Origin of the sequence: Ralstonia sp. UBA689 (assembly GCF_002298975.1) — a bacterium.
In the GTDB taxonomy this organism is placed as follows: Bacteria; Pseudomonadota; Gammaproteobacteria; order Burkholderiales; family Burkholderiaceae; genus Ralstonia.
In genome coordinates this window covers 305,297-324,924 of the sequence record NZ_DBMV01000001.1, presented here as the reverse complement: position 1 = coordinate 324,924, position 19,628 = coordinate 305,297, and the positions used below count along the sequence as shown (strand labels likewise).

General features: G+C 62.7%; 19 protein-coding genes and 2 tRNA genes. 5 read left to right on the top strand and 16 right to left on the bottom strand.

Features of this window, described 5'->3' with window-relative positions:
- Positions 1-15: 15 nt before the first annotated feature.
- A complete protein-coding gene (locus tag B4F51_RS01695) occupies positions 16-771 on the bottom strand; it encodes a fumarylacetoacetate hydrolase family protein (protein WP_296223355.1) in 756 nt (251 codons plus the stop codon).
- Between the two features lie 217 nt (positions 772-988).
- Positions 989-1,279 (bottom strand): DUF1488 domain-containing protein, encoded by a 291-nt coding sequence (locus B4F51_RS01690; protein ID WP_296223354.1) that lies wholly within the window; start codon positions 1,277-1,279, stop codon positions 989-991.
- A 321-nt stretch (positions 1,280-1,600) separates the two neighbouring features.
- Here B4F51_RS01690 and B4F51_RS01685 point away from each other — a divergent pair, with 321 nt between their 5' ends.
- The gene (locus B4F51_RS01685) at positions 1,601-2,413 is read left to right on the top strand and encodes a DUF1223 domain-containing protein (protein ID WP_296223353.1); all 813 of its coding nucleotides are present in this window, start codon (positions 1,601-1,603) and stop codon (positions 2,411-2,413) included.
- A gap of 12 nt (positions 2,414-2,425) precedes the next feature.
- Here the strand turns inward: B4F51_RS01685 and B4F51_RS01680 are convergent, their stop codons facing one another.
- The 3 genes from B4F51_RS01680 to B4F51_RS01670 all read right to left on the bottom strand — a co-directional run bounded on the left by B4F51_RS01680 (position 2,426) and on the right by B4F51_RS01670 (position 5,660).
- On the bottom strand, positions 2,426-3,856 hold the full coding sequence (locus B4F51_RS01680; RefSeq protein ID WP_296223352.1) for an amino acid permease: 1,431 nt from the start codon (positions 3,854-3,856) through the stop codon (positions 2,426-2,428).
- A gap of 201 nt (positions 3,857-4,057) precedes the next feature.
- Positions 4,058-5,146 carry a DNA polymerase IV gene (gene dinB / locus B4F51_RS01675; RefSeq protein ID WP_296223351.1) on the bottom strand — a complete coding sequence of 363 codons (1,089 nt, stop codon included), beginning with the start codon at positions 5,144-5,146 and terminating at the stop codon, positions 4,058-4,060.
- Between the two features lie 148 nt (positions 5,147-5,294).
- On the bottom strand, positions 5,295-5,660 hold the full coding sequence (locus B4F51_RS01670) for a hypothetical protein (protein WP_296223350.1): 366 nt from the start codon (positions 5,658-5,660) through the stop codon (positions 5,295-5,297).
- Positions 5,661-5,990: 330 nt separating this feature from the next.
- Here B4F51_RS01670 and B4F51_RS01665 point away from each other — a divergent pair, with 330 nt between their 5' ends.
- The gene (locus B4F51_RS01665; protein WP_296223349.1) at positions 5,991-6,929 is read left to right on the top strand and encodes an aldose epimerase; all 939 of its coding nucleotides are present in this window, start codon (positions 5,991-5,993) and stop codon (positions 6,927-6,929) included.
- 17 nt (positions 6,930-6,946) lie between these two features.
- Here B4F51_RS01665 and B4F51_RS01660 read toward each other — a convergent pair whose 3' ends face one another.
- Complete coding sequence (locus B4F51_RS01660; protein ID WP_296223348.1) at positions 6,947-7,300, bottom strand: carboxymuconolactone decarboxylase family protein; 354 nt, start codon at positions 7,298-7,300, stop codon at positions 6,947-6,949.
- 116 nt (positions 7,301-7,416) lie between these two features.
- Here B4F51_RS01660 and B4F51_RS01655 point away from each other — a divergent pair, with 116 nt between their 5' ends.
- The 3 genes from B4F51_RS01655 to B4F51_RS01645 all read left to right on the top strand — a co-directional run bounded on the left by B4F51_RS01655 (position 7,417) and on the right by B4F51_RS01645 (position 8,966).
- Positions 7,417-8,340: an AraC family transcriptional regulator gene (locus B4F51_RS01655; RefSeq protein WP_296223347.1), complete on the top strand. Its 924-nt coding sequence runs from the start codon at positions 7,417-7,419 to the stop codon at positions 8,338-8,340.
- 133 nt (positions 8,341-8,473) lie between these two features.
- Positions 8,474-8,839 carry a DUF4156 domain-containing protein gene (locus B4F51_RS01650; RefSeq protein ID WP_296223346.1) on the top strand — a complete coding sequence of 122 codons (366 nt, stop codon included), beginning with the start codon at positions 8,474-8,476 and terminating at the stop codon, positions 8,837-8,839.
- Between the two features lie 50 nt (positions 8,840-8,889).
- Positions 8,890-8,966 (top strand) — tRNA-Pro (locus B4F51_RS01645).
- 68 nt (positions 8,967-9,034) lie between these two features.
- On the opposite strand, the gene B4F51_RS01640 is transcribed toward B4F51_RS01645, so the two are convergent.
- From B4F51_RS01640 to B4F51_RS01595, 10 genes are all read right to left on the bottom strand, one after another.
- A complete protein-coding gene (locus B4F51_RS01640; RefSeq protein ID WP_296223345.1) occupies positions 9,035-9,457 on the bottom strand; it encodes a MerR family transcriptional regulator in 423 nt (140 codons plus the stop codon).
- Between the two features lie 32 nt (positions 9,458-9,489).
- Positions 9,490-9,909 (bottom strand): integration host factor subunit alpha, encoded by a 420-nt coding sequence (locus tag B4F51_RS01635; RefSeq protein WP_296223344.1) that lies wholly within the window; start codon positions 9,907-9,909, stop codon positions 9,490-9,492.
- Between the two features lie 78 nt (positions 9,910-9,987).
- Entirely contained in the window at positions 9,988-12,417 is a 2,430-nt protein-coding gene (gene pheT, locus B4F51_RS01630; protein WP_296223343.1) for a phenylalanine--tRNA ligase subunit beta, read from the bottom strand.
- 66 nt (positions 12,418-12,483) lie between these two features.
- Complete coding sequence (pheS, locus tag B4F51_RS01625; protein WP_296223342.1) at positions 12,484-13,518, bottom strand: phenylalanine--tRNA ligase subunit alpha; 1,035 nt, start codon at positions 13,516-13,518, stop codon at positions 12,484-12,486.
- 131 nt (positions 13,519-13,649) lie between these two features.
- Positions 13,650-14,006, bottom strand: coding sequence for a 50S ribosomal protein L20 (gene rplT, locus B4F51_RS01620; RefSeq protein WP_039597500.1), 357 nt, complete (start codon positions 14,004-14,006; stop codon positions 13,650-13,652).
- A 28-nt stretch (positions 14,007-14,034) separates the two neighbouring features.
- Complete coding sequence (rpmI, locus tag B4F51_RS01615) at positions 14,035-14,232, bottom strand: 50S ribosomal protein L35 (protein ID WP_004636003.1); 198 nt, start codon at positions 14,230-14,232, stop codon at positions 14,035-14,037.
- 167 nt (positions 14,233-14,399) lie between these two features.
- Entirely contained in the window at positions 14,400-14,921 is a 522-nt protein-coding gene (gene infC / locus B4F51_RS01610) for a translation initiation factor IF-3 (RefSeq protein ID WP_414706657.1), read from the bottom strand.
- Between the two features lie 42 nt (positions 14,922-14,963).
- Positions 14,964-16,871, bottom strand: a complete 1,908-nt coding sequence (gene thrS / locus B4F51_RS01605; protein WP_296223341.1) for a threonine--tRNA ligase — start codon at positions 16,869-16,871, stop codon at positions 14,964-14,966.
- Positions 16,872-17,277: 406 nt separating this feature from the next.
- Positions 17,278-17,354: transfer RNA gene (locus B4F51_RS01600), tRNA-Val, on the bottom strand.
- Positions 17,355-17,376: 22 nt separating this feature from the next.
- Positions 17,377-19,626, bottom strand: coding sequence for a RelA/SpoT family protein (locus B4F51_RS01595; RefSeq protein ID WP_296223340.1), 2,250 nt, complete (start codon positions 19,624-19,626; stop codon positions 17,377-17,379).
- Positions 19,627-19,628 lie beyond the last annotated feature (2 nt).

Genomic DNA, 19,628 nt, shown 5'->3' with positions numbered 1-19,628 from the left:
CAGGCATGCGCGTATTCATGCTGGCTCCTTGCTCGGTTGTTCGGCGACGATGGCGCTGACCAGTCGGCCGATGCCTTCGATTTCCGTGACGACTTCGTCGCCGGGTTGCGTATCGGCCAAACCCTCGGGCGTGCCGGTCAGGATCATGTCGCCGGCGCAAAGCGTCATGACGCTGGAGAACCAAGCAATGAGCGTAGGGATGTCGAAAATCATGTCGCGCGTGCTGCCCTCTTGCGTCACTCGGCCGTTGACGGTGGTGCGCAAGACGAGATTCATCGGGTCGGGCATACCGTTGCGGTCGACCAGCCAGGGGCCGATGGGCGTGCAGGTGTCGCGGCACTTGTGGCGGATCGCCGGACGGTAGTAGCTGGCGTGGGGCACCGTCAGGTCGTTGACGATGGTGTAGCCGGCAATGAAATCGTGTGCCCGCGCAGTGCTCACGCGAGCGGCTGTGCGGCCGATTACCACGCCCAGGCAAGCACCAGCCCAAACCGCATCCACGTCCGAGGGAAGCACAACGTCATGGCCGTGGCCGATATGTGTATTGGCCGACTTGAGGTACAGGATGGGCGCTTTGGACGGCGCCTGGTACGGCGGCACTGACAGCACATCGCCCAGCGCCTCCAATTCGCCACGATAGTTCAGCAACGTGCCGACGATAGTGCCGTCGACTGGCGGCAGCCAGCGCGGGACGACGCCCATATCGGCATGCCCGGCCGCCGTCACGTCTTGCTCCCGGCCGTCCGGCAATATCACCCTGCCTCGCCGCATCCCTGTCTCCTTCACGTTGGAGCGTCATCACGGATCGCTCCAATTTTTATTAACACGTTAATCATTTGATTGGGCGACGGCCCTGTCGAGTCGGAAGACACGGTGCAATGAAAAAGCCGGTCGCACGGACCGGCTTTTCGTGAGTGAGACAGCGGACGTGTGTCCGCCATGCGGGGACATCGGACGCGCCGATGCCCACAAAGGCAATCGAGCAGGATCAAGCGGATGCGATATGCACGAGCTTGACCACCACCGGTTGCGGCAAATCTTCCAATCCGTGGGCGCGCTGCACGCCATCGGCGATCAGCACGCGAGCGGCGTCCTGGATCCGTTCTCGCCCAGATTCGAAGGCTGCCTGCAACGACACGACTTGATCGCCGGTCAGTCCTTCCCACAGTGCCTCGCGCGTTGCCACGCAGGTCACCTTTGCGCCATCCACGAGTGCGTCGAACAGCAGACCCTCGTTGTTGACGGCGTACTCCTCTTTCGATTCGAACTTGATTTCCATTTCACAGCCCTCCGATTGCAATGGACAACAACGCACACGCTGTTGGCGTGGAAACCATGCGGGGGGGCCGGCATGATTCCGTCAGACTCCACGTCTGACTGCACGTTTTATTTTAACCATAGCTGGCGTTGCGCGTGCGAACGCCATCGCTCGCGCCGAGAATCCGAGAGAGGGCTCCAGCTCGCCATCCCAGGCTGCATCAGGCCTCACGCGCACGACGTCAGGGTTATGCTTTTTTGTCAGGCTCGCGTGTGTCGCGCGACTAAGCAAAGCGAGGGCCACACGCAAGGCCCATGCCGGATGTGCTTTCAGGAGAACGCGATGCCAATACAACCCCACCGTTTGCGACACCTTCATGTCAGCGCGGCACTGGCCCTGACAGGCATTTCATTTGCGGCACGCTCCGCCGATTGCGGCGCGCTGCACGTCCAGAGCCCACCGCACACGGTTGCGCTGGTTGAACTCTATACATCCGAAGGTTGTAATAGTTGCCCACCAGCCGACCGCTGGCTGAGCCGCGCGCCGGCCGACCCGCAGCGTTGGGTTCCGCTCGCGCTGCATGTCGACTACTGGGATAGCCTGGGGTGGAAAGACTCCTTCGGCCGCGCCGCGTTTACCGAGCGGCAGCACGTGCTTGGCGATGCTACGCACGCCTCGACGATCTATACGCCGGAAGTGTTCATCTCCGGTGGTGAGTTGCGCCACTGGGCAGATCGCTCCGATTTCGCGCGCGCCGTCGAGGCACGCAACGCGCTGCCTGCCATGGCGGATATTGCACTCGACGCAACCACGGTGAACACGCCCCGCGCAACGTTGCAGGCGCATGCACGCTTTACGCTGCGGCCGGGAGCCGCGGCCGGCACGAGCCCTGCCGTCGCCTGGATCGCGCTGACGCAAAACAATCTGGTGAGCCACCCGAGCGGCGGCGAGAACGGCGGCGTGGAGCTACGCCACGACCATGTCGTACGGGAATGGATCGGCCCGATCCGGCTGACTGGTGCAAGCACGCAATGGCACGGCGACATTCCCCTTCCCGCCAATGCGCACCCGACCGATTTGAATCTGGCCGCCTTCATCGAGCGGCCACGCGACGCGGACATCCTGCAAGCAGTGTCCGCGCCGCTATGTCGCTAATCGCTTCAGCGATCAGCGCACCGTTTCAGACACCGGCGCGGCGGCGTGCCCTGGCGTATGCAGCAGCGAACGGCGGCGTGCGTAGCCAAAGTACACCGCCAAGCCAATCACCACCCAGACCACGAAGGCGATCCAGGTGACCTTTTGCAGATGGCTCATCAGGAACAGGCACATGCCGATGGCCAGAAGCGGCACCACCGGCACACCTGGGCAGCGGAAGCCGCGATGCAAGTCCGGGCGCGTACGACGCAGGACCAGCACGGCAACCGCGATGAGCGAGAAGGCAGCCAGCGTGCCGATGTTGATCAGCTCCGCCAGCACGTTCAGCGGTACGAACGCGGCGATCAACGCAAACACGATGCCGACCGCCCACGTGTTGAGGAACGGCGTCGCGTAGCGCGGGTGAATGTGGGACAGGCGCTTGGGCAGCAGGCCATCGCGCGACATCGCAAAAATGATGCGGGTCTGGCCATAGGCCATCACCAGGATCACGGTGGTCATGCCAATGATGGCGCCCAGATCCACAAAGCCGGCCACCCAGCCCTCACCGGCCATCTGCAGCGCCAGCGACACCGGATGATCGACGCCCGCGAATTTCGGGAACGGCACGATGCCGGTCATGATGGCAGCCACCACCACGTAGAGGATCGTGCAGACCGCCAACGAGCCAATGATGCCGATCGGCAGGTCACGCTTGGGGTTGCGCACCTCCTCGGCCGCGGAAGTCACCGCGTCGAAACCGATGAAGGCAAAGAACACGATGGCCGCCGCACCGAACACGCCTTCCATGCCGAACGGCATGAAGGGCTGCCAATTGGCCGGCTGCACATGGCGCGCACCGACGGCGATAAACAGCAGCACCACCGTCACCTTGATCACGACCATGACGTTGTTGGCACGCGCCGATTCGCGCACGCCAAACGACAGCACTGCAGTGACGGCCAGCATGATGACCAGTGCCGGCAGGTTGAACAGCGTCTGCACGCCCGGGATGGCGCCCGGCGCAGCCGTCAGCGCCTGCGGCAGGTGAAGGCCGAAGCCCGACAGCAGCGATTGGAAGTAGCCGGACCAACCGACCGACACGGCGGAGGTCGCCAAACCATATTCCAGCATCAGATCCCAGCCGATGATCCAGGCGACCAACTCGCCCATCGTGGCGTAAGCGTAGGTGTAGATCGAGCCCGACACAGGGATGGTCGAGGCGAATTCGGCGTAGCACAGCGCGGCAAACCCGCAGGCCAGCGCGGCAACGATAAACGACAACGTGAGCGCCGGCCCAGCGGTCAGCGCTCCCGTGCCCGTGAGCACGAAGATGCCGGTGCCGATGATGGCGCCGACGCCCAGGAAGGTCAGGTCCAGGGGACCGAGGACTTTCTTCAGGCCGGTATTGCTGTGGCCCGTTCGGATCATGTGATCCACGTTCTTGGTACGGAACAAACTCATTGACTGCGTCTCCTGTCTACGTGCCTCCGTGGGTACGGATGCACTGTCGCGCACGTGTGGCGCGCGGCGGCGGATTTTTGCAAAAAGCGGGCATTCTACCCGGTGGCGACATCCGCCCTTCTATCGCCGTGGTGCAGACAGGAAAATAGGACAATTCGTACCCGACCGTCGTAAATCGCAGCACCTCACAACCATCGGCGGTTACTCGATGGCGTCGGCGTCTTCTGTAAACAAGGTCTGTTGGCGCGCGTGGGCATCGGACTCATATAGCCGCACACCCACGCCCAGCAGCCGCACAGGAATCTGCCGCCGCTCGAAGCCCTGTGCCAGCAATCTCGAAAACACCGGCAACGACACCTTCGGATGGATGCACTCGACGGTCGTGCCACGAAAATCCGCAAAACGCAGCTTGACGTAAGTCTTGTGGATCATCTCGCCGGCGCGGGCGCGTTCGACACGCGCGGCGAGCTGATCGACGAGCACGGTCAGCTCACGCTGGCAGTCGTCCAGCGTGCGCAGGTCAGTGGCGTACGTCTCTTCCACGCTGACAGACTTGCGGATCTGCGACGGTTGCACCTGCCGGTGATCAATGCCGCGGCAAAGGTCGTGCAGGCGAAAACCGAATACGCCGAAATGCTGCTGCAGACGGTCGGTGCCCCAACTGCGCAAGTCCCCGCACGTTTCGGCGCCCAGACGACGCAGCTTGGCGGCGGTCACCTTGCCGACGCCAAATAGACGCTCGACGGGCAATGCCGCCACAAAAGCATCCACCTGCTCCGGCCGCACCACGAACAGCCCATCGGGCTTGTTCCAGTCACTGGCGATCTTGGCGATGAACTTGTTGGGAGCCACGCCGGCCGACACGGTGATGCCGACCTCCTCGCGCACGCGGCGGCGGATGTCCTCGGCGATGCGCGTGCCGCTGCCGGCGTGCATCGGGCTGTCGCTCACGTCGAGGTAGGCCTCGTCCAGCGAAAGCGGCTCCACCAACGGCGTGTAGCTGTGGTAGACGGCGAAGATCTGGCGCGCAACCTGCCGGTATTTGTCCATGGCTGGCGGCACGATCAGCAAGTCCGGACAGCGCTTGACGGCCTGCGACATGGGCATCGCCGAATGGATGCCGAACTTGCGCGCTTCGTAATTGCAGGTCGCGACCACACCGCGCCGCTCAGGGCGCCCGCCCACGGCCAGCGGCTTGCCGACCAGGCGCGGATCGTCGCGCATCTCGATGGCGGCGTAGAAGCAGTCGCAGTCGCAGTGGATGATCTTTCGCACGGCAGAAGGCCGCAAAAAGCCCCGTCAGATCGGGGCTGGCAAGCGTTCAGGAGGAACGCAAGCGTATCAGCTTCCGCCCGGTGCGCACGCAACGATGCGCAACAATGCATTTCGCCGATACTGCGATGCAGCATCGGCGAACGCGAAGGATGAGGAAAGCCGCTTATCGGTTGATGTCGCGAGACACGGCGCCGAGTTCGTCGTTCAGCGTATGCTGTTCGTCGCCCGACAAGCCGCCGTTGTGCTGGCTGGCCATGTCGTTGGTTTCCTGGCGGATGCGGCGCAGTCGATCACGCAGGCCGTCGGCACGGTACGGATCGATATAGCCCTGCGATTGGCGCACGTCGACACGATGGAATTCCTCGGCGAGGCGGCCCTGCACCCGATCGAAGCGGGCGCGCGGGTCCACCGGTGCCGGGGCGGGCTCGTGCACAACCACCGTGCGAGTTTGCGGTGCCGGGGCCACCACGCAACCGGCCATGGAGGCCACCAGCACAGCGCACAGGGTCACACGCGGAAGAATCGACATGATTTGGCTCGTATTGCCGTTGTAGAAATGCGCAGGTCGCGCAGACCCGGCTATCTTACGAACCGCTTCACACAAAGCTGTGACGATTAGTAACAACGGATCACATCCGCGGCGCCTCTGGCGGCTCGACCGGCGGCGGGGGCTCATCGGGTGACGGCAGGTCAGGAGGAATCCCTGGAGGCGACGGTTCGTCGGGCGGTGGAACGGTATGGGCGGGACGCATCAGGATGCGTGTACGGCCGACGCGACTGGCGGACATGGTTTCCCTCCGGGCAAAACGCATTGACAATCTAGTACGCGATTCCCATCCCAACAAGTCACACTGCCGCTATGCATGACCTGCCCACCACTGGCTTTCAGGACCAGACGCTCATCCATATCGGAGACGCGCCCGCCGACGGCTCCATGCTGCTGCTTGCCCCGCACGCCGGCGGGCGGCTCGTACGCTGGCGCCATCAGGGCGAAGACATCCTCTTCTGGCCGGAGCCCGCCGACTGGTCGAACCCCGCGAAGGTGCGCGGCGGCAATCCGTTGCTCTTCCCCTTCATTGGCCGGCATTTCGTCGATGGCGAGATCGGCCGCTGGCGCGACGCACGCGGGCAGCTCCATGCCCTGCCGCAACACGGCTTCGCGCGCGATCTGCCCTTCGAGGTGGAGGACGCCGGCGACACCCATATCGTCATGCTGCTGCGAGATACGGCGCAGACGCGCGCCGGTTATCCGTTTGCGTTTGAATTCCGCATGACGTATCGGCTGCTCACCGACGCGCTGGAGGCCACCTTCTCCATCAAGCATCTTGACGAAGGCGATGCCCATGCACCGATGCCGTTCTACGCGGGCCATCATTTCTACCTGGCGCTGCCGCATACGTTGCGCGGTACGACCGAGTTGTCTATGCCGCCGTCGCGGTTATCACGCCAGTTGCCCGACGGCAGCCTTGATGTGCCCGAGCCCGGAAAAGGTACCTACCAGCTCAACGATCTGGCGCTGCAGGACCGCTATCACCTGCTCGATGGCGAAGGCGCAGCCACGCTCGTCATCCCGCCGCACGCCGGAGCGCCGTTTGGCCGCCGCATCCACATCGAGGTGGATGGCGCACCGGTGCCCTGGCACGCCATCACCACCTGGACGGAAAACACCACGTCCGACTTCTACTGCGTCGAGCCCTGGATGGGTCTGCCCAACGCGATCCACCACGGTGAAGGCCTGCATCTGCTTGCCCCGGGCGAGACACGCCAAGCCACCTGCCGCCTGCGGATCGTGCAATAGCGCAATAGCGGCGGGGCTCAAGCCTTGGCGGTCGCGCCCTCATGCGCCTCTACCGCATCCATCACGCGCGCCGAGTACACCAGCGCCGCTCCGGCATTGAGCGCAATCGCCACACCCAGCGCGTCGGCAATCTCTTCGTGCGTAGCGCCGTGCTTGAGCGCTTCGGCGCTGTGCACGGTGATACAGCCGTCGCAGCGCGCGGTCACGGCCACAGCCAGCGCAATCAGCTCGCGCGTCTTGGCGCCCAAGCGGCCAGTCTTGGCACCGGCTGCCGACAGCGTCTGATAGCCCTTGACGGTATCCGGCGTGAGTTGACCAATCTCGCCAATACGCCCCAGCAGTTCCTTCCGATACTCGACCCAGTCCAGCATGATGTGCTCCCGGTTATTTGACGCTGGCCCGATGCCTGCGCCGTTGGAAACAGTATTGCCTTCAGAGTCGATCCGCTGAATACTTAATATCGACAATTAATAGCGAATTCGTCTCAATGGACGCACTCAGCCAATTCATCCAGTTGACCCGCCCGCAGGCTAGCCTGGATCTGCGCTGCCTGTTTCAGGGCCCCTTCTCGATCCCGCACGCCCCCGAACCGGACGGCCAGGTGCTTTTCCATCTCGTACTTGCGGGCACCTGCGTGGTCGAGACCGGCGGCGTCACGCTGACGTTGCGCGAAGGCGATTTCATCCTCTTCCCGCGTGGTCACGCACACACCATCCACGACCCGGCAAGCCACGCTGATGCCGCAGCCCGCAAGCCGCGCGCATCGCATGACGGCATGCTGCCGCTACGCCAGACCGGACGCGGCGCCGCAGAGGTCGACCTGCTCTGCGGCCGCTTCGTGCACGAACCCGGCTCGACCACGCTGCTGGTGCGCACGTTGCCTGACCCGCTTCACGTGTCCCTGAGTGAAAGCGCCTCATTCCCAGCGCTGCAAGCCGTCATCGGCATGATGCGCAGCGAGGCCGAAACGCGTGCCCCCGGCGCACTGGCGATCGTCACGTCGCTGAGTCAAGCGCTGCTGACGCTCGCACTGCGCGTCTACGGCCAGCGCGAGAATGCCGGCCCGGGCACGCTGACACTGCTGTCAGACACTCGCCTTGGCCCGTCCATGCAAGCCATGCTCGCGGCGCCCGAACGCGCCTGGACCATCGACGCCCTGGCAGATCTTGCCGCCATGTCGCGCGCAACCTATGCGCGGCATTTCAAAGCGCGTGCCGATATGACGGTGTGGGATTTCCTCACGCGCGTGCGCATGACGCTCGCTTGCGATCAGTTGATCCACACGCGACACAGCGTGGGCGAGATCAGCGCGCGCGTCGGCTATCAATCCGAGGCCGCATTCGGCAAAGCGTTCAAGCAGCAGCTTGGAATGACGCCGGCGCGGTATCGACGGGCGGCCGGAGCCATCTAGCCGCGCCTTACGGACGGCAGCGCGCCGGCACATCAATTTGTAAGTCTTCGCGTTGGTACACCAGGGCAGCGTCGCTACCATGCGCAGCAGCATCCACCCTGCCGCACGCACCCTGACCTCTTGATAACACGCCATGACGCCATCAACCGCTCTGCCAGCATCGCTTGCTGCAATCCTGCTGCTTGCCGCATGCGCTCCCATTGCCCTCAACAACACCGATGCCACCGCTGTACGCCTGACGCACAGCGAGCCCGGCCCGCAATGCAAGTTCCTCGGCGACATAACAGGTAGCCAGGGTGATTTCCTGCTCGGCGGCATCACCTCCAATGCCGACCTCGAAACCGGTGCGCGCAACGACCTCAAGAACAAGGCCGCCGCAATGGGTGGCAATGTGGTCTACATGCTGACCAGCCGCGCCGGCCAGACCGGTACGAAAGACAACCTCGCACAGACCAACGTGACGCTGTCAGGCAACGTCTATCGTTGCCCGGGCACCTGAGCCGACCCACTAGCCATCGACAGTGGGCCTCTGTTATACTTTTGTGCTTTCGGGGCGTAGCGCAGCCTGGTAGCGTACCTGCATGGGGTGCAGGTGGTCGGAGGTTCAAATCCTCTCGCCCCGACCAAAACAAAAGCCCGCGTAACGGATGACGTTACGCGGGCTTTTTCATTCGCATCTGCGCGCAATGACGATTTACGATTTGTCGCTGCGCAGAATCTCAAGCACTGATTGCAAGGCGCGCCGCAGGCTCGGCACGTCGACTTCACCGCCAGCCATCAAAGACGCAGCCGCGGGCGCATCCACCTCCGGCGCGACAGCCTGTGCGGGCACAGCACCATGCCGCAATTCATCAAGCCGATTGCGCGCCCCGTTGATCGTAAAGCCCTGCTCGTACAACAACTCGCGAATGCGCCGGATCAACAGCACCTCATGGTGCTGGTAATACCGGCGGTTGCCGCGCCGCTTGACCGGCTTGAGCTGCGTAAATTCCTGCTCCCAGTAGCGCAGCACATGCGGCTTGACGGCGCACAGATCGCTCACCTCACCGATGGTGAAGTAACGCTTGGCAGGAATCGGTGGCAGGTTGACCCGCTCCGTGTGTTTATCGGCGGCCATGGAGGGCTGGCGAAAGAAACGGATAACCGGGTTTAGGCAGCAGTGCCGGCAGGCAGCGGCTCGACGCGCTCTTCTACGAGCGCTTTGAGCTTCTGGCTGGCGTGGAAGGTCACAACGCGGCGCGCCGTAATCGGGATGATCTCCCCGGTCTTCGGGTTGCGGCCTGGGCGTTGCGGCTTGTCACGCAGCTGGAAGTTGCCGAAGCCGGACAGCTTGACGCTATCTCCCTGTTCGAGGGCCTCACGAATCACGTCGAAAAATGCCTCGACCATGTCCTTCGATTCACGCTTGTTCAGGCCGACCTGCTCGAACAGCATCTCGGCGAGTTCGGCCTTGGTGAGCGTCGGCACATCCTGGCCGCGCGCATCTCGTGCCTCAGCCAGCGCCGAAGAGGAACCGAGCGAGTCGTCGTCCAAGGATGCCGCCAGCGCGGGCGCGTGTTGATCGTTCATAGGATTCGCTTGGCGTATTCGATCCGAATGCGGAGGCTCGTTCGAGCTGTCTCTAGCGCGGCACGGACGTCTGGGACATCAAGCGCGCAGGCGCGCGCCGAATGCATCGCTGGCCGCTCGAATCAGTTGCTGTGTGGCGGCCTCGACAATGTCGTCCTGAAGGGTGCTGTCAGTATCTTGCAACGTAATTCTGAAGGCAAGGCTTTTCTCCTGCGCCCCGATCGCGGCCGTGGCGGCCTTCGGACGGAACTCATCGAACAGCACAACGCCCTGCAGATAACGCTGCCACGGCGCACCGACAGCCGCCTTTTCGAACGCATCCACCAGATCCTGCACCGCCAAGTCCTGGCGTACGACCAGCGCGATGTCGCGCGTCACGGCAGGCACGCGCGGCACTTCGCGATACGTCGGCAGGCCCACTGCCGTGATGGCGTCGAGCTCCAACTCCCACACCACCGGCGCGGTCGGCAGATCGTACTTCTGCAGCCAACGCGGATGCAGTTCGCCGATCCAGCCGATGGCGCGGCCGTTCAGCACCACACGTGCGGAGCGTCCCGGATGCAGAGCGGGATGCTCAGTGCGCTCGAAACGCGCCTGCAGCGGCCACAGCAGCGACTCCACATCGCCCTTCACGTCGAAGAAATCAACGGCACGCGTCTGCACGCCCCACTGCTCTTCCTTGGACGGACCATAGGCGATGCCGCCGGCCATCATCGGTTGGGCGTAGCCCGCCACCGACAGGCCACCGTCCGCAACGCTCGCGTCGCGGTGGAACACGCGGCCGACCTCAAACAGGCGCACGCGTGAAGCCTTGCGATTCAGGTTGTAGCGCACCTTGTCGAGCAGGCCGCCGATAAGCGTGCTGCGCATCACCGAGTACTGGCTGGCGATCGGGTTCAGCAGCGGAATCGGCTGCGTGTTGCCGGCAAAGTCGGCTTCCCAGTCGGTTTCGACGAAGGCGAAGTTGACGACCTCGTGGTAGTCGCGCGCTGCCACGGCGTGGCGCACGTCATGCATCGTGCGGCGCGCTTCATTGGTCGGGCGCATGGCGCTCTCGGCCACCGGCGGCTTGGCCGGAATCTGCTCGAAGCCATAGATGCGTGCGACCTCTTCGATCAGGTCTTCCTCGATCTCGAGGTCGAATCGGTACGACGGCGGCTCGACCACGAACACATCGCCTTCCACGTTGAACGTCAGGCCGAGGCGCTTGAACACATCCGCCACCACTTCGTGCGACAGCGGAATACCGAGCACGCGCGTGGCGCGCGCCACGCGCATACGCACGGGCTGGCGCTTGGGCAGATTAACGATCTGATCGTCGATCGGACCAGCCTGACCACCGCAGATTTCGAGGATCAGCGCGCTGATGCGTTCAATGTGTTCAATGGTGGTTGCGTAGTCAACGCCGCGCTCGAAGCGGTGGCCGGCGTCGGTCGAAAAGTTGTAGCGGCGCGCGCGACCCTGAATGGCGGCGGGCCACCAGAATGCGGCTTCGACGTAGATGTTCTGCGTATCCAGCGTGACGGCGGTCTTGTCGCCGCCCATGATGCCGGCCAGGCTCTCGATGGCTTGTTCATCCGAGATCACGCCGACATTTTCATCGACGGTGATCGTGTCGCCGTTGAGCAGCTTCAGTTGTTCACCTGCCTTGCCCCAACGCACCGTCAGGCCGCCGTGAATCTTGTCCAGATCGAACACGTGCGACGGCCGTCCCAGCTCCAGCATCACGTAGTTGGAGATATCCACCAGCGCTGACACGCTGCGCATGCCCGCACGCTCGATACGCGAGACCATCCACATCGGCGTCTTCGCATGTGCGTTCACACCACGGATGATGCGGCCCGAGAAGCGGCCGCACAGGTCCGGCGCGTCCACCTTGACCGGCAGCTTGTCAGCCAGCGTGACGGCCACGGGTGCCATCGACGGCGTCGTGATCGGTGCACCGGTCAGCGCGGACACTTCACGTGCCACGCCGTGGATCGACAGGCAATCCGCCTTGTTGGGCGTGAGCTTGATCACGAAGATCTGATCATCCAGATCCAGCACCTTGCGGATGTCTTCGCCTACCGGCGTGTCTTCCGGCAGGATCAGCAGGCCGCCATGGTCTTCCGACAGCTTCAGCTCGCGTGCCGAGCACAACATGCCGTAGCTCTCCACGCCGCGCAGTTTGCCGATCTTGATCTTGAACGGCTTGCCGTCTTCGCCCGGCGGCAGCTCGGCGCCCACCAATGCGCACGGCACCTTGATGCCCACCGACACATTCGGCGCACCGCAGACGATCTGCAGCAACTCGCCTGTGCCCGCATCGACCTTGCAGACGTTCAGGCGATCGGCGTCCGGATGCTTGTTCACCTCGACCACATGGCCGACGACGATCTGCGAGAACGGCGGCGCAACGGGGTCGACATCTTCCACCTCGAGGCCGGCCATCGTCAGGCGATGGGAGAGCTCATCAGTGGTGATCGGCGGATTGACGAAACTGCGAAGCCAGGATTCCGGAAATTGCATGGCGCGACAGAAAGAAGAATTCGATTAACGGAGCGACAAGGTGACGAAACTGCGAGCGAGCGCGTATTACGCGAACTGGCGCAGGAAACGCACGTCACCCTCGAAGAACAGGCGCAGATCGTTGATGCCATAGCGCAGCATCGTCAAGCGCTCAAGGCCGGAGCCGAACGCAAAGCCGATGTAGCGCTCAGGGTCCAGGCCCATGTTGCGCACCACAGTCGGATGCACCTGGCCGGAGCCGGAAATCTCCAGCCATTTGCCGTTGCCGAACGCCATGTCGATCTCGGCCGACGGCTCGGTGAACGGGAAATACGACGGGCGGAAGCGCACCTGGATGTCGTCCCGCTCAAAGAAGTTGCGCAGGAAATCGGTATAGACGCCCTTCAGGTCAGCAAAGCTGATGTTGTCGGCAATCCAGAGGCCTTCGACCTGATGGAACATCGGCGAGTGCGTGGCGTCGCTGTCGACGCGGTATGTGCGGCCCGGGGCAATGACCTTGATCGGCGGGATGCGGTCGAGGTGCTTGTACTTTTCGACGTGCATGCGGGCGTAGCGCACCTGCATCGGGCTGGTGTGCGTGCGCAGCAGCAGGAGCTTGTCTTCGCTGTCGCGGCCGTCAATGTAGAACGTGTCCTGCATCGAGCGTGCCGGATGGTTGTCCGGGTTGTTCAGCGCCGTGAAGTTCATCCAGTCGGATTCGATCTCGGGGCCATCGGCCACGTCAAAACCGATCGAACCGAAGATCTTGGCCACGCGCTCCCAGGTGTTCATCACCGGGTGCAGGCTGCCTTCGGCCACATCGCGGCCGGGCAGCGTCACATCGATGGCCTCGGCAGCCAGGCGCGCGTTCATCAGCGCATCGGCCAGCGCCTGGCGGCGGGCGTTCAGGGCATCTTCAACGCGGCTCTTGGCCTGGTTGATGCGCGCGCCTTCCGACTTGCGCGTCTCCGGATCGAGCTTGCCGAGGCCCTTGAGCAAATCGGTCAATACGCCGGACTTGCCGAGAAAGCGCGCTTTCTCGTTTTCCAGCGAGGCGTTGTCCTCCACAGAGGCAAACGCGGTTTGGGCATCGGCGACGACTTGATCCAGATCCAGTGACATGGGAAGGCGAGCGTGAAAATTCGGGAATTCGGAATAAAAAACGGGGCTCGGTGAGAGCCCCGTCAGGGTGATCGGCCCGCAAAACGACTGGACTACTGCGCAATTCCAGCGGCCTGCCCGGCCAATCCAATTCAGGCGACGTTGGCTTTCACCTGGTTCACGATGGCGGCAAATGCCACCTTGTCGTGAATGGCCATGTCCGACAGCACCTTGCGGTCCAGCTCGATGGACGCCTTCTTCAGGCCGTTCATGAACTTGCTGTAGGTCAGGCCGTGCTCGCGTGCACCAGCGTTGATACGTGCAATCCAGAGCGCGCGGAACACGCGCTTCTTGTTGCGACGATCGCGGTAGGCGTACTGGCCAGCACGCATGACCGCCTGCTTGGCGATGCGATAAACGTTATTGCGGCGGCCGCGGTAACCCTTGGCAGCGTTGATAACCTTCTTATGACGGGCCCGCGCTGTGACCCCACGTTTTACTCGAGGCATGAAATGCTCCTTTCGTAGTTACTTAGGGTTAGGCGTACGGCATCATTGCGCGAACGGACTTCAGGTTCGTCTCATGGACGCCCTCGGTACCGCGCAGGTGACGCTTGTTCTTGGTGGTCTTCTTGGTCAGGATGTGACGCTTGAAGGCTTGGCCACGTTTGATCGTGCCACCAGGACGGGCAGTAAAGCGCTTGGAGGCGCTTTTCTTCGTCTTCATCTTCGGCATGGAACAACTCCGTTTTTGACATGAAGCCAGGTGGACGGCTGGCACCGACACTTGCAAGACCCGGGCTCACTTGTTGTATCGCGGTAGGCTTTGACACCTGCCGCGTTTTCCGACGTTTCCGTCTGGAACCTGCTCAGCGCGGCCGGAATCGCCCGACCGCCACTGCATTACTTTTTCTTCTTGGGTGCCAACATCATCACTGCCTGGCGACCTTCCATCTTCGGCATCTGCTCAACCTGGCCGAATTCCTCCAGGTCACTCTTGATACGCTCCAGCACGCGCATGCCGATTTCCTGGTGAGCCATTTCGCGGCCGCGGAAACGCAAGGTAACCTTTACCCTGTCGCCATCCTCCAGGAAGCGCGTCGCGTTGCGCAGCTTGACGCCGTAGTCGTTGTCGTCGGTGCCAGGGCGGAACTTGACTTCCTTCACCTGGATGACCTTCTGCTTCAGCTTGGCTTCGTGAGCCTTCTTCTGCTCCGAATACTTGAACTTGCCATAGTCCATCAGGCGGCAGACGGGCGGCTGCGCAGTCGGCGCGATCTCGACCAGGTCGACGTCTTTCTCTTCTGCCATACGCAGTGCGTCGAACAGCTTGACGATGCCGAGCGCTTCCCCCTCAACCCCGGTCAGCCGGATTTCCGGTGCGCTGATCTCGCGGTTGATGCGGTGAGATTTCTCAGTAGCGATGTTGATGTCCTCGAAGAATCAAAAAAACAGGCCGTGCCCAGCTCATGACTTGTTGGCGAGATCGTTCTGCAGTCGCTCAACGAACGCCGACACCGGCATGGAGCCTAGATCGACGTTGCCACGGGCACGCACGGCCACCTGATTTTCATCCCGCTCCTTGTCGCCAACCACAACCTGGTATGGGACCTTCTGCACGGAATGCTCGCGGATTTTATACCCAATCTTCTCATTCCGCAAATCGACGACCGCCCTAAATCCTTGTTTTTGCAGGGATTGCACAACGGATTGTGCGTATTCGGCGTGCGAATCGGTGATGCTGAGCACCGCAACCTGCACCGGCGATAGCCACGTCGGCAGCGCTCCAGCATGTTGCTCGATCAGGATGCCGATAAAGCGCTCCAAGCTGCCCACGATGGCGCGGTGCAGCATGATGGGTCGATGGCGGGCGCCATCCTCACCGACGTACTCGGCGTCCAGCCGCTCCGGCAGATTCGGGTCGACCTGGATCGTGCCGCACTGCCATTGGCGCCCGAGCGCGTCTTTCAGCACATATTCGATCTTCGGACCATAGAACGCGCCCTCGCCCGGCAGATACTCGAACTCGCAGCCCGAGGCGCGCAAGCCCTCAGCCAGTGCAGCTTCAGCGCGATCCCAACTTTCTTCGGTACCAATGCGCTTGTCCGGACGCGTGGACAGCTTGTAGAGAATCTCGGTAAAGCCGAAATCCTTGTAGACCTTCTGCAGCAGCGTCGTGAACGCCGTCACCTCGGCCTGAATCATCTCTTCTGTACAAAAGATATGACCATCGTCCTGCGTGAAACCGCGCACCCGCATGATGCCGTGCAGGCCGCCCGAAGGCTCGTTGCGATGGCAAGCACCGAACTCACCGAAGCGCAGCGGGAGGTCACGGTAGCTCTTGATGCCCTGCTTGTAGATGAGGATGTGGCCTGGGCAATTCATCGGCTTGAGCGCGTATTCGCGCTTCTCCGACTCCGTGATGAACATGTTTTCGCGGTACTTGTCCCAGTGGCCGGTCTTCTCCCACAGCGACTTGTCGAGAATCTGCGGCCCCTTCACTTCCTGGTAGCCGTTCTCACGATACACGCGGCGCATGTACTGCTCGATCTCCTGCCACAGCGTCCAGCCTTTGGGATGCCAGAACACCGTGCCGGGCGAATACTCGTCGATATGGAACAGATCGAGCTCGCGACCAAGCTTGCGGTGGTCGCGCTTTTCGGCCTCCTCCAGCATGTGCAGATAGGCTTCCTGGTCTTCCTTCTTGGCCCAGGCCGTACCGTAGATGCGCTGGAGCATCTCGTTGTTGTGGTCACCACGCCAGTAGGCGCCCGCCACCTTCATCAGCTTGAAAACCTTCAGCTTGCCCGTTGACGGCACGTGCGGGCCACGACACAAGTCGACAAAGTTGCCTTCGCGGTACAGACCAATCTCCTGGTCCTCCGGAATGGAAGCAATGATCTCAGCCTTGTACTTCTCACCCATGCCCTCGAACAGCTTGACGGCTTCGTCGCGATTCCAGACTTCGCGCATGACCTTCTCGTCCTTCTTGGCGAGTTCAGCCATCTTCTTCTCGATGGCAGCAAGGTCTTCGGGCGTGAAGGGACGCTTGTAGGCGAAATCGTAGTAGAAGCCGTTCTCGATGACCGGGCCGATCGTGACTTGCGCTTCCGGATACAGTTCCTTGACGGCGTAGGCCAGCAAGTGGGCCGTCGAGTGGCGGATCACGTCGACGCCATCGGCATCCTTGTCCGTGATGATGGCGAGCTTGGCGTCACGATCGATCGTATAGCTCGTGTCGACCATCCGGCCGTCCACGCGACCGGCCAGCGCAGCCTTGGCCAGACCGGCGCCAATGCTCTGCGCCACTTCAGCCACCGTCACCGGGCCAGGAAACTCACGCCGGGAACCGTCCGGCAACGTGATTGCGATCATGCTTGCTCCTGTGGAGTCGCCGTCGCGCGATTGTCGCGCACGCGGCGGTCATCATTCTGTCGTGCACCGCGTCGGCCGGATTGGGCTGGCGTGGCAGGTTGTCGAGTTGAATCCCAAATCAGATGCTTCGGAGCACTGCCAGCTCGATCGCCACGCATGACACGAAATCGCGGACGAAAAAAAACGCGGCCAAGGCCGCGTTTTCATTTGCGCTGACTACCGCTTGGGCAGACCGCAAAGGGCAGGAACATCACCCGCCGCACCTTGACTACTGTCGCTCCGAAGCGGTTGTAGTTCGCGGCACCTGGATCATGTTTTGCCTTTGTATGCAGTTTGCACGGGACAAACCCGAGATTGCAAGGATGACGGCTTGGACACCCTACCCGACGCGTCCTGCTAAATGCGTTGGTAGGCTCGATTGGACTCGAACCAACGACCCCCACCATGTCAAGGTGGTGCTCTAACCAGCTGAGCTACGAGCCTGCCGAAAGACGAAACTATACCGTCACTTTCGCCGCGCTGTCAATACCCCTGTCACCTCTTCAATCAATGTCAGCGCACGTTGCAATTGTGTGGCCTCCGCCACCTCGGCCGTGAACTGCATCTTGGCGACGCCCTTGCTCGATAGCGTACGCACGCCGGTCACGTTGATCTTCTCGCGCGAGAGGATTTCCGAGATATCGCGCAGCAGGCCCTGGCGGTCCAGCGCTTCGACGTGGATGTCGACCGGATAGACCGAATCGCTGCGCTGGCCCCACTCCGTCTGGATCACACGGCCGGGCGCGCGGGCGGCCAACTGCTGGAACGTCGCACAGTTCTGACGATGGATCGACACGCCGCGTCCGCGCGTGACAAAGCCGACAATCGGGTCCGGTGGCGCCGGCTTGCAGCAACGCGACATCTGCGTGAGCAGCGAATCGACGCCGACCACCAGCACCCCGCTCTTGGCACCACGGGCCACGCTGGTGGCCCGGCTCTTCTTGGTGATCGCAGCTTCGTCATCGACAGGAGCAGGCGGAGGTGCGCCGTCGGATCGCAGCACAGCCTCGACGCGACGCAGGCTGAGCTCGTCCTTGGCGACGACGGCATACAGATCCTCCGGCGCCTTGTAGCCGAGCTTGGCGGCCAGCTCTTCCAGATTGACGGCCGTCTTGCCTTCGCGCTGCAGGGTCTTGTCGATAAGAGCACGACCCTGGGCAAGCGTCTCCTCCAGTTCCAGCGCGTTGAACCACGCCCGCACCTTGGCGCGAGCGCGCTGGCTGACGAGATAGTGCAACTCAGGGTTGAGCCAGTCGCGCGACGGCCCGCCCTGCTTGACGGTGACGATCTCGACCGTCTGCCCGTTCTTGAGCGACGTGTTCAGCGGCGCCATCGCGCCATCGACCCGCGCACCCCGGCAACGATGGCCGAGATCGCTATGCAGGTAATACGCGAAGTCGACCGGCGTGGCACCCTGCGGCAAGGCGATGACACGCGCCTGCGGTGTCAGCACATAGATGTGATCGTCCAGCTCGGTGTGCTTGAGCTGCTCCCACGGCGAATCCTCGTGCGCGACGATGTGCTCGGCGTCGTCCTTCCAGGCGAGGAGCTGACGCAGCCAGGCGATCTTCTCGTCGTAACGCTCGCTGGCTGAAAACTGCCCGGCGTAGCCCTTGCTGCCGGCCTCCTTGTAGCGCCAGTGCGCGGCCACGCCATACTCGGCAAAGTGGTGCATCTCGCGCGTGCGGATCTGCACCTCCAGCGCGCGGCCGTCGTCACCGATCACCACCGTGTGCAGCGACATGTAGCCGTTAGCTTTCGGGCGCGAGATGTAGTCGTCGAACTCCTTCGGAATCGGCTGCCACATATGGTGCACGAAGCCGAGCACGGTGTAGCAATCCTTGATGTCATCGACGATGACGCGGAAGGCGCGCACGTCGTACAGATCGGCAAAGTCGAGCTCCTTGCCGCGCATCTTTTTCCAGATGCTGTAGATGTGCTTGGGCCGGCCTGTCACCTCGGCCTGGATGCCGGCATCGTGCAGTGTCTTCTGCAGCTTGACGATCGCCTCGCCGATAAACTTTTCGCGCTCGATGCGCTTTTCATCGAGCAGGCGAGCGATGCGCTTGTAGGTGTCGGCGTCTTCAAAGCGGAAGCCGAGATCTTCAAGCTCCCACTTCAATTGCCAGATGCCCAGGCGGTTGGCCAGCGGCGCGTAGATGTCGAGCGTCTCGCGCGCCATGCCTTCGGGCGCCGTGCGCTTGGTCTGCGCGAGCCAGCGCAGCGATTGCAGCCGCGACGCTAGCCGAATGAGCACCACGCGAATGTCCTGCGCAAACGCCAGCAGCATCTTGCGTAACGCCTCGACCTGGGCGCGGCGTGCCTCAGCCTCGTTCTTGCGCGTGATGCTGGCATCCGTCGGGCTAACGAGGCCAGCGATGGCACCGATGCGCAGCAATTGCCGCACTTCGTGCACAAGCTTCACCACCTCGGCGCCGAACGCAGGTTCGAGCGCCTTTTCGTTGTCCATCGCCAGCGTGGGCAGCAGAAACAGCGCCGCCGCCTGCAGCGACGGCGTATCGACGCGCAGCCCCTCCAGGATGGCGATCGTGCCGCGCGCGTGCGACTCCAGCGACTCGCCGGTCAGCGTGAGGTTGTCGCCGGCATTGGCTGCGAGGTATTCGATCGCCCGAGCGACCTCGCCCTGCGCGCCATTGGCGCCCTGCTCTGCCACCTTCCCGGCCCCCTCGGCCGGCCGGCCGGTCTTGTTCTCCATGA

Bases quoted from the DNA above. Each gene is read 5' to 3' on its own strand.
- B4F51_RS01695 (WP_296223355.1), bottom strand. From the start codon at position 771: ATGCGGCGAGGCAGGGTGATATTGCCGGACGGCCGGGAGCAAGACGTG.
- B4F51_RS01690 (WP_296223354.1), bottom strand. From the start codon at position 1,279: ATGGAAATCAAGTTCGAATCGAAAGAGGAGTACGCCGTCAACAACGAG.
- B4F51_RS01685 (WP_296223353.1), top strand. From the start codon at position 1,601: ATGCCAATACAACCCCACCGTTTGCGACACCTTCATGTCAGCGCGGCA.
- B4F51_RS01680 (WP_296223352.1), bottom strand. From the start codon at position 3,856: ATGAGTTTGTTCCGTACCAAGAACGTGGATCACATGATCCGAACGGGC.
- B4F51_RS01670 (WP_296223350.1), bottom strand. From the start codon at position 5,660: ATGTCGATTCTTCCGCGTGTGACCCTGTGCGCTGTGCTGGTGGCCTCC.
- B4F51_RS01665 (WP_296223349.1), top strand. From the start codon at position 5,991: ATGCATGACCTGCCCACCACTGGCTTTCAGGACCAGACGCTCATCCAT.
- B4F51_RS01660 (WP_296223348.1), bottom strand. From the start codon at position 7,300: ATGCTGGACTGGGTCGAGTATCGGAAGGAACTGCTGGGGCGTATTGGC.
- B4F51_RS01655 (WP_296223347.1), top strand. From the start codon at position 7,417: ATGGACGCACTCAGCCAATTCATCCAGTTGACCCGCCCGCAGGCTAGC.
- B4F51_RS01650 (WP_296223346.1), top strand. From the start codon at position 8,474: ATGACGCCATCAACCGCTCTGCCAGCATCGCTTGCTGCAATCCTGCTG.
- B4F51_RS01640 (WP_296223345.1), bottom strand. From the start codon at position 9,457: ATGGCCGCCGATAAACACACGGAGCGGGTCAACCTGCCACCGATTCCT.
- B4F51_RS01635 (WP_296223344.1), bottom strand. From the start codon at position 9,909: ATGAACGATCAACACGCGCCCGCGCTGGCGGCATCCTTGGACGACGAC.
- pheT (WP_296223343.1), bottom strand. From the start codon at position 12,417: ATGCAATTTCCGGAATCCTGGCTTCGCAGTTTCGTCAATCCGCCGATC.
- pheS (WP_296223342.1), bottom strand. From the start codon at position 13,518: ATGTCACTGGATCTGGATCAAGTCGTCGCCGATGCCCAAACCGCGTTT.
- rplT (WP_039597500.1), bottom strand. From the start codon at position 14,006: ATGCCTCGAGTAAAACGTGGGGTCACAGCGCGGGCCCGTCATAAGAAG.
- rpmI (WP_004636003.1), bottom strand. From the start codon at position 14,232: ATGCCGAAGATGAAGACGAAGAAAAGCGCCTCCAAGCGCTTTACTGCC.
- thrS (WP_296223341.1), bottom strand. From the start codon at position 16,871: ATGATCGCAATCACGTTGCCGGACGGTTCCCGGCGTGAGTTTCCTGGC.
- B4F51_RS01595 (WP_296223340.1), bottom strand. From the start codon at position 19,626: ATGGAGAACAAGACCGGCCGGCCGGCCGAGGGGGCCGGGAAGGTGGCA.